Origin of the sequence: Streptomyces sp. NPDC048288, assembly GCF_043201555.1 — a bacterium.
Classification (GTDB): Bacteria; Actinomycetota; Actinomycetes; order Streptomycetales; family Streptomycetaceae; genus Streptomyces.
In genome coordinates this window covers 190,015-201,961 of the sequence record NZ_JBICZD010000013.1, presented here as the reverse complement: position 1 = coordinate 201,961, position 11,947 = coordinate 190,015, and the positions used below count along the sequence as shown (strand labels likewise).

Sequence of the window (11,947 nt, the reverse complement as noted above, 5' to 3'; positions counted from 1 at the left end):
CAGGCCGCTCCCGACGGCGGCCGAGGGGTGCGGGCGCCCTGCCGGACAACCGCCGGGCGCTCATGCATAGAGTCGGTCCGGCACACGAACTGTGGAGGTACGGCATGCCGGTCACGTTCTTCGTGTCGCTGTCCCTGATCGTCGGCAGGAGCTGGTACCTGTCGCGGCAGATCAAAGTCGCGGCGCCCCTGCTCGACCCGCAAACCCCGGCGGGGCGCGCACTCGTGCACCGGCTGCGGCGGTTTCCGTATGCGTGGAACGCCGCCCTCACGGGCGGCGCCTTCGCCGCTCTGGGATGGCTCGTCCTGGACCGCACGCTAAATTCGGTGACGGACTGCGCCACCGCCCTGACGGAGATATGCGTGGGAGCCCTCGCCTACGACGCCGGGGTCTATCTCTTCTGGCGCAGACTGCGTACGGCGACGCTCGCGCGGGCGGGCCTGTACGCGGTGCTGGCCGCTCTCGCCTTCGCCGAAGGCGCCTGGCGTTGACGGCCGGACCGACCGCGACGAACGGCCTGCTCAAGCAGTTGCGGATCTCGTTCCTGATCACTCTCGGAGCGACCGTCTTCGGGCAGGCGAGCGACCTCCTGGTCGCCCTGTGGTCCGGCGACTTCCTGGGCACGCTGCTGGACGGGGCCGGCATGGCGGCCGTCCTGTGCGCCTTCGTGGCCCTGGTGCACACCGCGGTCTACACCGCCGCGCACCTCGGACGGCCCGAGGGGAAGCAGGTCCGCGGGGCCGCGACCGGGCTGCTGATCATGCTCGCGGTCGACGCGCTCTACACCCAGCCGCTGTGGCGCAGGGCGCTCGACGACCCCGGGACGCCGTTCCGGCTGGCGTGCGCCCTGATCGCCCTGATTCCTGCGCTCACCTGCCTGGTGTCCTGGGCGCGGGCGCGCCGGCGCCGGCGGGAGCCGGGCGTCGCGTGGAGCCGGGCCCTGTTCTTCGGGCTCGTGTCCCTGCCGCTCCAGGCAGTGGTGGCCCTGGTCTTCCTCGCGGTGGTCTGAGCAATTACCGGACGGCCGGGACGCAGGTCGTCCCGGCCGTCCCGGCCGTCCTGCGCAACCGTGCGGTCGCTCAGCTCAGGGTCTTCAGCGCCGCCGCGTCGTACGGCTTCAGCTCGGACGTGCGGCCGGCCAGGACCTTCGCCGCCCACTCGGGGTCCTGGAGGAGGGCGCGGCCGATGGCGACCATGTCGTACTCGTCGCGCTCCAGGCTGTCGAGGAGGTCGTCGATGCCCTTGACCGGGGAGCCCTCGCCCATGAAGCCCTTGATGAAGTCGCCGTCGAGGCCGACCGAGCCGACGGTGATGGTGGGCTTGCCGGTGAGCTTCTTGGTCCAGCCGGCCAGGTTGAGGTCGGAGCCCTCGAACTCGGGGAGCCAGTAGCGGCGGGTGGAGGCGTGGAAGGCGTCGACGCCGGCGGCGGCCAGCGGGGTCAGGATCGCCTCCAGCTCCTCGGGGGTCTCGGCGAGACGGGCGTCGTAGTTGTCGGACTTCCACTGCGAGTAGCGGAAGAGGACCGGGAACTCCGGGGACACCGAATCGCGTACGGCCGCCACGATCTCGGCCGCGAACTTCGTGCGGGCGACCGGGTCGCCGCCGTACGCGTCGGTACGGCGGTTGGTGCCCGCCCACAGGAACTGGTCGAGGAGGTAGCCGTGGGCGCCGTGCAGCTCGACGCCGTCGAAGCCGATGCGCTCGGCGTCGGCCGCGGCCTCGGCGAAGGCGCGGATGACGTCGTCCAGGTCCTGCGCGGTCATCGCCCTGCCCTCGCCCTCGGTGCCGTCCAGGCGGATGCCGGAGGGACCGACGGCGGGGGCGTCCGCGAACGGCGGCTGGCCCTGCTTGCGGACCATGCCGATGTGCCACAGCTGCGGGACGATCGTGCCGCCGGCCGCGTGCACGCCCTCGGCGACCTTCGCCCAGCCCGCCAGCTGCTCCTCGCCGTGGAACCGCGGGATGCGGCTGCTCTGCCCGGCCGAGTCGTGACCGACGTACGTCCCCTCGGTGACGATCAGACCGACACCGGCGGCGGCCCGGCGGGAGTAGTACGAGACCACGTCCTCACCGGGGACACCGCCGGGGCTGAACTGGCGGGTCATCGGCGCCATCACGATCCGGTTGGGGACCGTGAGCCCGTTGAGGGCGATGGGACGGGAGAGGATCTCGGCCGCGCGGGAGGCGGGGGGCGTGGTGACGGTCACGTGGGGGGCTCCTCGTGAGTAGGTCGTATACCTGAGTCGTATACCAGTCGGTATGTGCACACGCATTGAGTGCACCTCCGTCCACAACGACCTGCCCGGACGTAAGCATTCCCGGCACCCGCCCGGATGCCGTGTGACCCGGGACACGGACCCGCGGCCGGTACGGCTAGCCGACGAGCAGATCCCGCTTCAGCGCGCGGAGTTCCTTCGCGTCGATGCCGAGCCCCTTGTCCAGGTAGGCGCCGAAGGTGCCGTACTTGTCGTGGACCTCCTGGAAGCCGGAGTTCAGGTACTCGGCGCGGACGTCCAGGAGCGGCTTGTAGACCTTCGCCTGGGCCGGGGTCATCGCGGCGAGCGTGGCCGCGTTGGCCGCCGCGCGGTAGGTGTTGCTGGCGAGGTAGTCCGTCATCACCGTGGCGCGGGGCACGCCGAGCGCGGTGAGCAGGGCGGCGCTGGACCAGCCGGTGCGGTCCTTGCCGGCGGTGCAGTGGTAGACGAGCCCGTGCTGGTCCTCGTCGGCCACGCCCGCGAAGACCGAGGTGTACGCGGCCTGCGCGGTGGCGCCGCTGACCATGTACTTCTCGCCGTCCACCATCATCTGGACGGCGGCTTCCTCGGTGGTCGGCATGGTGGTGGTCATGGAGGACCCGGCCAGCACGTCGGCGACGTGGTATGTCACATACGACGGCACGACGTCCGGCGCCGAGGTCCGCTCCGACTCGGTCCGCAGGTCGTAGTCGGCGCGGATGCCCAGCCGCCCGAGCTTGGCGACGTCGGCGGCGGTGAGCTTGTTCAGGGCGTCGGAGCGGTAGATCTCGCCCATCTTCACCCAGTGACCGTCGGCGGTCCGGTAACCGCCCGCGTCACGGAAGTTGACCGTGCCGTCGAGCTTGACGAGCCGGTCGGCGAGGTGCAGCGAGCCGCCGCGCTCGGGCACGAGGTCGAACCACTGCCGGTCGGCGGCGGGCAGCCCCTTCACGGTGACGTCACCAGTGGCACCGCCGCGCGCGACCACGTGCCCGTCGGCCCGGACGGCGACCGAGCGCACCCCGGGCGCGGTCCAGACGACGTGGTACGAGCCGTCGTCGTTCGCGGTCACGGTCGCGGCCGTGAAGGGGATGCGGTGGGACGAGTGCGAGTGGCCGGCGGCGGGGGCGGCGACGGCGGCCGGCGCGGTCAGGGCGAGGACCACGGCGGCGAGCAGGGAGGGCTTCATGAGCGTCATGGGACGGATGCTGTGTGCACGTACCGTCCGGGAGGTGAACGACGGATGACTGACAGCATGTGCATGGATGGCAGTTTGTGCCACACCACTCCCCCGACCGGCGCGAACACCCTCCACCGCGGCCGGCAAAAACGCCCGAGGGCGGCACCCCCTGTCGTGAACAGGGGGTGCCGCCCTCGGAAAGGACGAGCCGATCCGTGCCGGATCAGAAGTCCATGTCACCGCCCGGCATGCCGCCCGGAGCGGCCGCGGCGGCCTTCTCCGGCTTGTCGGCGATGACGGCCTCGGTGGTGAGGAACAGCGCGGCGATGGAGGCGGCGTTCTGCAGGGCAGAGCGGGTCACCTTCGCCGGGTCGATGATGCCCTCGGCGATCATGTCGACGTACTCGCCGGTCGCGGCGTTCAGGCCGTGGCCGACGGGCAGGTTGCGCACCTTCTCGACGATGACGCCACCCTCGAGACCACCGTTGACGGCGATCTGCTTGAGCGGGGCCTCCAGCGCGAGCTTCACGGCGTTGGCGCCGGTCAGCTCGTCACCCTCCAGGTCCAGCTTCTCGAAGACCGAGGAGGCCTGGATGAGGGCCACGCCACCACCGGCGACGATGCCCTCCTCGACGGCCGCCTTCGCGTTGCGGACGGCGTCCTCGATGCGGTGCTTGCGCTCCTTGAGCTCGACCTCGGTCGCGGCACCGGCCTTGATGACGGCGACGCCACCGGCGAGCTTGGCCAGGCGCTCCTGGAGCTTCTCGCGGTCGTAGTCCGAGTCGGACTGCTCGATCTCGGCGCGGATCTGGTTGACCCGGCCCTGCACCTGCTCGGAGGAGCCGGCGCCGTCGACGATGGTGGTCTCGTCCTTGGTGATGACCACCTTGCGGGCCTTGCCCAGCAGGTCGAGGGTGGTGTTCTCCAGCTTGAGGCCGACCTCCTCGGAGATCACCTCGCCGCCGGTGAGGATGGCGATGTCGTTCAGCATCGCCTTGCGGCGGTCGCCGAAGCCCGGGGCCTTGACGGCGACGGACTTGAAGGTGCCGCGGATCTTGTTGACGACCAGGGTCGACAGGGCCTCGCCCTCGACGTCCTCGGCGATGATCAGCAGCGGCTTGCCCGACTGCATGACCTTCTCCAGGAGCGGGAGCAGGTCCTTGACGGAGCCGATCTTCGAGTTGGCGATCAGGATGTACGGGTCGTCCAGGGACGCCTCCATACGCTCCATGTCGGTGGCGAAGTACGCCGAGATGTAGCCCTTGTCGAAGCGCATACCCTCGGTGAGCTCCAGCTCCAGACCGAAGGTCTGGGACTCCTCGACGGTGATGACGCCTTCCTTGCCGACCTTGTCCATGGCCTCGGCGATGAGCTCGCCGATCTGGGTGTCGGCGGCGGAGATGGAGGCCGTCGAAGCGATCTGCTCCTTGGTCTCGACATCCTTCGCCTGCTCAAGGAGGGCACCGGAGACGGCCTCGACGGCCTTCTCGATACCGCGCTTGAGGGCCATCGGGTTGGCGCCGGCGGCTACGTTGCGCAGGCCTTCCTTGACCAGGGCCTGGGCGAGCACGGTCGCGGTGGTCGTACCGTCACCGGCGACGTCGTCCGTCTTCTTGGCGACTTCCTTGACCAGCTCGGCGCCGATCTTCTCGTACGGGTCCTCGAGCTCGATCTCCTTGGCGATGGAGACACCATCGTTGGTGATCGTGGGGGCGCCCCACTTCTTCTCGAGGACGACGTTGCGGCCCTTGGGGCCGAGCGTCACCTTGACGGCGTCCGCGAGCTGGTTCATGCCGCGCTCGAGGCCGCGCCGCGCCTCCTCGTCGAACGCGATGATCTTGGCCATGTGAAGTGGTCCCTCCAGGACTGGGGGTGAGTCTTCAGGACCGCGCCCGCGCCCGCGACGGACGGCTCGCCGACCCGTGGGTTCCTTGCCCCACCCGGCCTGCGGGCCTCACCGACCCGGTCCTTCTTTGTCACTCTCACCTTCAGAGTGCTAACGCCAATGATTAGCACTCGGGGTAGGCGAGTGCAAGCGCCTCCCGGGGATCGGGCGTGCGCGGCCGGGCATGCCGAAGGGCCCGTGCCCCGGGAGGCACGAGCCCTTCGAAGATGTACAGAAGAACGTCGCTGTCAGTCGGCGCGTGCTTCAGCTGGTCGCCAGCCGGACCATGTCCGCCTGCGGCCCCTTCTGGCCCTGCGAGATCTCGAAATCGACTCGCTGACCCTCTTCCAGGGTGCGGTACCCGTCCATCTGGATCGCGCTGTAGTGGACGAAAACATCCGCACCACCGTCGACCGCGATGAAGCCGTACCCCTTCTCCGCGTTGAACCACTTGACGGTGCCCTGAGCCATGCCTAACTCCCCTATTACTGGCCCTTGCACAGATCCACACTTCGCGGATCCGGGTCAGACCTCACCCCCCAATGGTTGGGGGCGTGCGCCGGAACGCGTCGACCGCGGCTGAATGTATCTGTCCAACTGCCGTCTGCAACAGGTCAATCGGACGAGAATTCTGGACGGGAAGGGTCCGGAATGTAGCGAGAATTCGGCCGAATTCAGGGCAAGTCGGGCCCCAGATAAGCCGCAAAAGCCGCAAAGAACCCGCACACTTTGGCTACTTCTTGCCGGGCTCGCGGTATCGAATACGGGGCTCCCGACCTGGAGATCAGGACCGCGTTCCCCAACTGTACCGCGCTCAACCACACAGAATTGCCCCCTCCGCTTCTCTCACGGAGGGGGCAATCAGATGAACACTCGGTGATGGGTATTACCGAAGGTAATGTTCGGTCATACGGCCATCAGGTCAGCAGGTCAGCCAGGTCGGCGGGGTCGTTCAGCCGCCCGCGACGGCCGGGATGATGGAGACGCCGGCCCCGTCCGGGGTGGCGGTCTCCAGGCCCTGCTCGAAGCGCACGTCGTCGTCATTGACGTACACATTGACGAACCGGCGCAGCTTGCCCTGGTCGTCGAGAACGCGGGCGGAGATTCCCGTGTGGTTCTTCTCCAGGTCGGTGATGACCTCGCCGAGGGTGGCACCTTCGGCACTGACTTCGGCCTGGCCACCGGTGTAGGTGCGCAGGATGGTGGGGATGCGAACAGTGACGCTCACGGCTTTAAACCTCCGGTCAGGGCAGCGCCCTATTTCTCGGGGACTCAGGCGAGCCCGGCCTCGTGGAAAGACTCGAGATTCGGGCGAATGGTCGCGGTAAGACCCGTACCCGCCACCGCGTCGAGCGTCTTCAATCCATCACCGGTGTTGAGTACAACGACCGACTTCGAGGGATCGATGAGCCCATTCTCAATGAGCTTCTTGGTGACTCCAACCGTCACTCCGCCGGCGGTCTCCGCGAAGATGCCCTCGGTCCGCGCGAGCAGCTTGATCGCGTCGACGACCTGCTCGTCGGTGACGTCCTCCACCGCACCACCCGTGCGCCGGGCGATGTCGAGGACGTAGGGACCGTCGGCCGGGTTGCCGATGGCGAGGGACTTGGCGATGGTGTTCGGCTTCTGCGGCCGGACCACGTCGTGGCCGCCCTTGAAGGCCACCGAGACCGGCGAGCAGCCCTCGGCCTGCGCACCGAAGATCTTGTACGGCTTGTCCTCGACCAGCCCGAGCTTGATCAGCTCCTGCAGCCCCTTGTCGACCTTGGTGAGCTGCGAGCCGGAGGCGATCGGGATGACCAGCTGGTCCGGCAGCTGCCAGCCGAGCTGCTCGCAGATCTCGTACGCCAGGGTCTTCGACCCCTCCGCGTAGTAAGGCCGCAGGTTGACGTTGACGAAGCCCCAGCCCTCGCCGGCCGGGTCGCCGATCAGCTCGGAGCAGAAACGGTTCACGTCGTCGTAGTTGCCCTCGATGCCGACCAGCTCGCCGCCGTAGATCGCGGCCATGACGATCTTGCCCTGCTCCAGGTCGTGCGGGATGAACACGCAGGAGCGGAAGCCGGCCCGGGCGGCGGCGGCGCCGACCGCGCCGGCCAGGTTGCCGGTGGAGGAGCAGGAGAGCGTGGTGTAGCCGAAGGCACGGGCGGCCTCGACGGCCTGGGCGACGACGCGGTCCTTGAAGGAGTGCGTCGGGTTGCCGGAGTCGTCCTTCACGTACAGGCCGCCGGTGACGCCCAGCTCCTTGGCCAGGTTGTCGGCCTGCACGAGCTTGGTCCAGCCGGGGTTGATGTTGGGCTTGGTCGCCACGTCGGCCGGTACCGGCAGCAGCGGGGCGTAACGCCAGATGTTCGCGGGTCCCGCCTCGATCTGCTTCCGCAGCTCCTCGGCGTCGTACGCCGAGTAGTCGTACGCGATCTCGAGCGGGCCGAAACACTCCTCGCAGGCGAACACCGGGCCGAGCGGCACCCGGTGACCGCACTCGCGGCAGGACAGCGCCGTGGCGGGGCCCAGGTCGACGGTCTTCGGGGAATCGGTTGCAACAGTCTGCGCAGCCATCTGAGGCGAGGCCCTTTCTCCTCATCTTCCTCACGACGCATCTCGCCGTGAGACGGATTTGGCACCTTCCCTAGCCGGGAGCCACGCCTTGGAAGACGAGTGCCGACTGGAGGGTTGCCGGGGCTTCATCGGGCCGTATCCCTCTGCCCCTCTGGATGAGCTGTATTCGGTTGTCAACGCACGGTGACCGCAGGACATGCGATGGTCATCGGCGTTGTTCAAGACTGTAACCGAAGGCCAGGACAGTTGAGATAGTCGTCCGTACCGCGAGATGGATCACACCGCGCTGTGTGATCGTGACAGTGAGGAGCCGCTGACTGTGCTGGAAGAAGTCGAGCGCTGGCTGGCCACCCGCTCCTGGTCCCTGAACGACCGTCCACTGCACCGGATACTCGCCGCCAAGCAGCGGACGGGTCAGTCGGTCTCCGTCGTGCTGCCCGCGCTCAACGAGGAGGAGACCGTCGGTGACATCGTCGCGGTCATCCGCCACGACCTGATGCAGCAGGCGCCGCTGGTCGACGAGATCGTCGTCGTCGACTCCGGCTCCACCGACCGCACCGCGGAGGTGGCCGCCGCGGCCGGCGCCCGGGTCGTCCACCGCGACACGATCCTCCCCCGCATCCCCGCCGTCCCCGGCAAGGGCGAGGTCCTCTGGCGCTCCCTGCTGGTCACCACCGGGGACATCGTCTGCTTCATCGACGCGGACCTGAGGGACTTCTCCTCCGACTTCGTCTCCGGGATCGTCGGCCCGCTGCTGACCGACCCCGGGGTGGACCTGGTCAAGGCGATGTACGACCGCCCGCTCGCCGGCGCGGCCGGGCAGGGCGGCCGGGTCACCGAGCTGATGGCCCGCCCGCTGCTGAACATGCACTGGCCGCAGCTGGCCGGGTTCGTGCAGCCGCTGGGCGGCGAGTACGCGGCCCGCCGCTCGCTCCTGGAACAGCTCCCCTTCCCGGTCGGATACGGCGTGGAGCTGGGCATGCTGGTCGACGCCCTGCACCTGGTCGGCCTGGACGCCCTCGCCCAGGTGGACGTGGGGGTCCGCAAACACCGCCACCAGGACGGCCAGGCCCTCGGCCGGATGTCCGCCGCGATCTACCGCACCGCCCAGCTGCGGCTGGCCCGCGGCCACCTGATCCGCCCGTCCCTGACCCAGTTCGAACGGGGCGAGGACGGCTTCGAGCCACGCACGTACTCCGTGGACACGGAGGAACGGCCGCCGATGGCGGAGATCGCGGAGTACGCCGAACGCAAAGTGGCGTGACTTCGACGGGTTCGACGCGCGTTCCGTATACGGCCGCTGGTCGGGCGTAGCCGTACGTTTGAGCGTTTACGGGCCGGGCTAGGTTGAGGCTTATGGCTTCCCCCATGGCTTCCACCGGCGGTGCTGAGGTGCTGGTCGCGTCCAACCGCGGCCCGGTTTCGTACGAGGTACGCCCCGACGGCGCGGACGGCGCGCTGCATGCCAAGCGGGGCGGCGGCGGGCTGGTCTCCGGCCTGTCGGCGATCGGCCCGGACGCGAACGCCGTGTGGGTGTGCGCGGCGCTGAGCGACGGTGACCGCGAGGCGGTGCGGCGGGCCGACGGCGGCCGGCTGCCGGTGGCGGACACCGGGGGCCAGCAGGTCCGGATGCTCGACATCGACGCGGAGGTGTTCTCCGACGCGTACAACGGCATCGCCAACTCGGTGCTGTGGTTCGTCCACCACATGCTCTACCAGACCCCGCTGGAGCCGGTCTTCGACGCGGAGTTCCGGCGCCAGTGGGCGTCGTACCAGGCCTACAACCGGGCGTTCGCCGAGGCACTGGCCCAGGAGGCGGGCGAGGGCGCCGCGGTCGTCATCCAGGACTACCACCTGGCGCTGGCCCCGCGGATGCTGCGCCGCCTGCGCCCCGACCTCCGAATCGGCCATTTCTCCCACACCCCCTGGGCGCCGCCGGACTACTTCCGGCTCCTCCCCGACGACATCGCCGCCGAGTTGCTGAGCGGGATCCTCGGCGCCGACCACGCGGCGTTCCTCACCCGGCGGTGGGCGGACGCGTTCGTCGACTGCTGCCACGCCGTACTGGGCCCGGGGATCCCCTCCTCCGGCGACACCCGGATCGGGGTGCACGGGCTCGGCGCCGACGCGGACTTCCTGCGGAAGCGGTCGCACGAGCCGGACGTCGAGGAGCGGATGGCCGCCCTGCGGGAGGAGATCGGCGACGGCCGCAGGACCATCGTCCGGGTCGACCGTACGGAGCTCTCGAAGAACATCGTGCGCGGACTGCTGGCCTACCGGCAGCTGCTCGACGACCACCCCGAGTGGCGGGAGCGGGTGGTGCATGTCGCGTTCGCGTATCCGTCCCGGCAGGACCTCGCGGTGTACCGCGACTACACGGCCGAGGTGCGACGAGTCGCGGATGAGATCAACTCGCTGTACGGGACGGCGGGTTGGACGCCGGTGGTGCTGCATGTGAAGGACGACTTCGCCCGCTCCCTGGCGGCGTACCGGCTGGCCGACGTCGCCCTGGTGAACCCGATCCGCGACGGCATGAACCTCGTCGCGAAAGAGATCCCCGTGGTGTCGGACGAGGGGTGCGTGCTGGTGCTCTCGCGGGAGGCGGGGGCGTACGAGGAGCTGGGCGAGGACGCGGTGGTCGTGAACCCGTACGACATCGGGGGGACGGCCGCAGCGTTGGCGCTGGCGCTGGGCATGCCGGTGGAGGAGCGGGCGGAGACGTGCAAGCGGCTCGCTGCTGCGGCTACGGCGTTGCCTCCTGCGGCGTGGTTTCTTGAGCAGTTGGAGGCGTTGGGAGGGTGAGTTCGTAGTTCGTCGGCTGCGGGTCGGTGGGGGCTGGTCGCGCAGTTCCCCGCGCCCCTGCGGGGCGCTGGGCTTACGGGGCGCTGTATGCGACCGTCTGGCCCAGTAGCCGTACTACTCCCTCCGGGCCGTCCACGACCACGTCCGCTCGGTCCGCCAGTTCGGTGACCTCCTCGCTGCCGCTGCAGACCAGGACGCCGGGGACGCCGTCCTCCCGCAGCTTCTCGACGGCGGCGAAGGCGGGGATGTCGCCGAGGTCGTCGCCGGCGTAGAGGACCGATTCGGCGCCGATCTCCCTCGCGTACTCGCGCAGGGCCACGCCCTTGTCCATGCCCGGGGGGCGGAGTTCCAGGACCAGGCGGCCCGGTTCGACGATCAGGGCGTGGCGGGTGGCCAGGTCGGTCAGGGGGGCGCGCAGGGAGTCGAAGGTGGCCTGCGGGTCGTCGGCCCGGCGGGTGTGGACCGCGACGGCGAAGCCCTTCTCCTCGATCCAGGTGCCGTGGGCGGCGCCGACCCGGTCCAGGAGGGCGGGGAGTTCGGCGCGGGCGGCGGCGATGCCGGGGTGGGGCGGCGGCGCGGTGATCTCGCCGGTGGCCGCTTCCCAGCGTTCGGCGCCGTAGTGACCGAGGACGACGAGGTGTTCCAGACCGGGCACGCCCGCGAAGCCGCCGTAGCGGACGGCCACCTCGGCCGGCCGACCGGTGATCACGGCGACCGCGGCCACCTTCGGCGCGAGCGCGGCCAGCACCGGCACGGCGTCCGGGTGGGCCCGCGCCTGCTCGGGATCGGCGACGATGGGGGCCAGGGTTCCGTCGAAGTCGAGGCCGATCAGCGCGGTGCGCGGCTGCGCCAGAAGGGCGGCGAGGCCTTCACGGCCGGCCGGGGTGCGAGGCGCCGGAAGGGGTTCCGTGATGTGGGTTCCCATGCAGCCGACAGTATCCGAGCAGCGCCCCGTCAGGGGCGCGGGACTGCGTCCATTTGCGGCTCCGCCGCGTGGGCGCGACCAGCCCCCACCGGCCCGCAGGCCGAGCACCGCCGCCCCTCAGCGCTCCCCCCGCCGAGCCTCCCGCACCCTCCGGAGCCGGTTCACCGTCACCGGGTCGTGGGCCAGCGCCCGCTCGTCGTCGAGGAGGGCGTTGAGGAGCTGGTAGTAGCGGACGGGAGCCAGGTCGAGTTCCTCGCGTATCGCCCGCTCCTTCGCGCCGGCGCCGGTGAAGCCCCGCCGTTCCAGGGCGAGGATCGCCTGCTCGCGCGCGTCCAGTTCTTGCCGGTCCATGCCGAGAACGGTAA

Annotated in this window: 12 protein-coding genes and 1 riboswitch; of the genes, 4 read left to right on the top strand and 8 right to left on the bottom strand. The window is 69.8% G+C overall.

Going from position 1 to position 11,947, the window contains the following annotated elements; translation table 11 throughout:
* The first annotated feature begins 104 nt into the window (after positions 1–104).
* Both ACGFZS_RS38730 and ACGFZS_RS38725 read left to right on the top strand, forming a co-directional pair.
* A complete protein-coding gene (locus tag ACGFZS_RS38730) occupies positions 105–491 on the top strand; it encodes a hypothetical protein (protein WP_393799036.1) in 387 nt (128 codons plus the stop codon).
* Positions 488–1,009, top strand: a complete 522-nt coding sequence (locus ACGFZS_RS38725; RefSeq protein ID WP_393799035.1) for a hypothetical protein — start codon at positions 488–490, stop codon at positions 1,007–1,009. Before ACGFZS_RS38730 ends, ACGFZS_RS38725 begins: the two co-directional genes overlap by 4 nt.
* A 70-nt stretch (positions 1,010–1,079) precedes the next feature.
* Here ACGFZS_RS38725 and ACGFZS_RS38720 read toward each other — a convergent pair whose 3' ends face one another.
* From ACGFZS_RS38720 to thrC, 6 genes are all read right to left on the bottom strand, one after another.
* Positions 1,080–2,207: an NADH:flavin oxidoreductase gene (locus tag ACGFZS_RS38720; RefSeq protein WP_393799034.1), complete on the bottom strand. Its 1,128-nt coding sequence runs from the start codon at positions 2,205–2,207 to the stop codon at positions 1,080–1,082.
* 166 nt (positions 2,208–2,373) lie between these two features.
* Positions 2,374–3,432, bottom strand: coding sequence for a tyrosine-protein phosphatase (locus tag ACGFZS_RS38715; protein WP_393799033.1), 1,059 nt, complete (start codon positions 3,430–3,432; stop codon positions 2,374–2,376).
* 205 nt (positions 3,433–3,637) lie between these two features.
* Positions 3,638–5,260: a chaperonin GroEL gene (groL, locus tag ACGFZS_RS38710; RefSeq protein ID WP_393799032.1), complete on the bottom strand. Its 1,623-nt coding sequence runs from the start codon at positions 5,258–5,260 to the stop codon at positions 3,638–3,640.
* A gap of 303 nt (positions 5,261–5,563) precedes the next feature.
* The gene (locus tag ACGFZS_RS38705; RefSeq protein WP_019057200.1) at positions 5,564–5,770 is read right to left on the bottom strand and encodes a cold-shock protein; all 207 of its coding nucleotides are present in this window, start codon (positions 5,768–5,770) and stop codon (positions 5,564–5,566) included.
* A 481-nt stretch (positions 5,771–6,251) separates the two neighbouring features.
* Complete coding sequence (locus ACGFZS_RS38700; RefSeq protein ID WP_359207480.1) at positions 6,252–6,527, bottom strand: MoaD/ThiS family protein; 276 nt, start codon at positions 6,525–6,527, stop codon at positions 6,252–6,254.
* A 44-nt stretch (positions 6,528–6,571) separates the two neighbouring features.
* Positions 6,572–7,855 carry a threonine synthase gene (thrC, locus tag ACGFZS_RS38695; RefSeq protein ID WP_393543967.1) on the bottom strand — a complete coding sequence of 428 codons (1,284 nt, stop codon included), beginning with the start codon at positions 7,853–7,855 and terminating at the stop codon, positions 6,572–6,574.
* An 18-nt stretch (positions 7,856–7,873) separates the two neighbouring features.
* Positions 7,874–8,017: riboswitch (SAM riboswitch) on the bottom strand.
* A 157-nt stretch (positions 8,018–8,174) separates the two neighbouring features.
* Between thrC and ACGFZS_RS38690 the strand changes: the two genes are divergently transcribed.
* Both ACGFZS_RS38690 and ACGFZS_RS38685 read left to right on the top strand, forming a co-directional pair.
* Positions 8,175–9,119: a glucosyl-3-phosphoglycerate synthase gene (locus ACGFZS_RS38690; RefSeq protein WP_365688329.1), complete on the top strand. Its 945-nt coding sequence runs from the start codon at positions 8,175–8,177 to the stop codon at positions 9,117–9,119.
* Between the two features lie 104 nt (positions 9,120–9,223).
* A complete protein-coding gene (locus tag ACGFZS_RS38685) occupies positions 9,224–10,657 on the top strand; it encodes a trehalose-6-phosphate synthase (protein ID WP_393799031.1) in 1,434 nt (477 codons plus the stop codon).
* 73 nt (positions 10,658–10,730) lie between these two features.
* Here ACGFZS_RS38685 and otsB read toward each other — a convergent pair whose 3' ends face one another.
* Together otsB and ACGFZS_RS38675 are read right to left on the bottom strand one after the other, a co-directional pair.
* On the bottom strand, positions 10,731–11,582 hold the full coding sequence (gene otsB, locus ACGFZS_RS38680; RefSeq protein WP_393799030.1) for a trehalose-phosphatase: 852 nt from the start codon (positions 11,580–11,582) through the stop codon (positions 10,731–10,733).
* 117 nt (positions 11,583–11,699) lie between these two features.
* Complete coding sequence (locus ACGFZS_RS38675; protein WP_393799029.1) at positions 11,700–11,933, bottom strand: DUF3263 domain-containing protein; 234 nt, start codon at positions 11,931–11,933, stop codon at positions 11,700–11,702.
* Positions 11,934–11,947: the final 14 nt, after the last annotated feature.

Excerpts from the sequence above, each read along its gene's own strand:
- ACGFZS_RS38705 (WP_019057200.1), bottom strand. The coding sequence starts at position 5,770 with ATGGCTCAGGGCACCGTCAAGTGGTTCAACGCGGAGAAGGGGTACGGC.
- ACGFZS_RS38715 (WP_393799033.1), bottom strand. The coding sequence starts at position 3,432 with ATGACGCTCATGAAGCCCTCCCTGCTCGCCGCCGTGGTCCTCGCCCTG.
- groL (WP_393799032.1), bottom strand. The coding sequence starts at position 5,260 with ATGGCCAAGATCATCGCGTTCGACGAGGAGGCGCGGCGCGGCCTCGAG.
- ACGFZS_RS38685 (WP_393799031.1), top strand. The coding sequence starts at position 9,224 with ATGGCTTCCACCGGCGGTGCTGAGGTGCTGGTCGCGTCCAACCGCGGC.
- otsB (WP_393799030.1), bottom strand. The coding sequence starts at position 11,582 with ATGGGAACCCACATCACGGAACCCCTTCCGGCGCCTCGCACCCCGGCC.
- ACGFZS_RS38730 (WP_393799036.1), top strand. The coding sequence starts at position 105 with ATGCCGGTCACGTTCTTCGTGTCGCTGTCCCTGATCGTCGGCAGGAGC.
- thrC (WP_393543967.1), bottom strand. The coding sequence starts at position 7,855 with ATGGCTGCGCAGACTGTTGCAACCGATTCCCCGAAGACCGTCGACCTG.
- ACGFZS_RS38675 (WP_393799029.1), bottom strand. The coding sequence starts at position 11,933 with ATGGACCGGCAAGAACTGGACGCGCGCGAGCAGGCGATCCTCGCCCTG.